Source organism: Cupriavidus sp. SIMBA_020 (assembly GCF_046535395.1).
Taxonomy (GTDB): domain Bacteria; phylum Pseudomonadota; class Gammaproteobacteria; order Burkholderiales; family Burkholderiaceae; genus Cupriavidus; species Cupriavidus campinensis.
In genome coordinates this window covers 1-251 of the sequence record NZ_JAWRWU010001227.1, presented here as the reverse complement: position 1 = coordinate 251, position 251 = coordinate 1, and the positions used below count along the sequence as shown (strand labels likewise).

1 protein-coding gene is annotated in these 251 nt (G+C 68.5%); it reads right to left on the bottom strand.

The features are described 5' to 3' along the window. Positions 1-251 (bottom strand): HlyD family secretion protein (locus SB751_RS33440; protein ID WP_410749426.1); only part of this gene is annotated, 251 nt, incomplete at both ends.

The window sequence follows — 251 nt, the reverse complement described above, 5'->3', positions numbered from 1 at the left end:
CGTGAAGTTGCCGGTCGCGTTTTCGGGCGGCAGCAGCGCGAATTGCGCGCCGGTGCCCGGTGCGAAGCTGTCGACGGTGCCGCTGAGCGTGTCGTCTGGCAGCGCGTCGACGTGCAGCTCGACAGGCTGGCCGATACGCATCCGGCCGATCTGCGTTTCCTTGAAGTTCGCGACGAGGTAGATCGCGTTCACCGGCACGACGGTCAGCAGGCGCGTGCCGGGCTGCACGTACTGGCCGACGCGCACCGTGC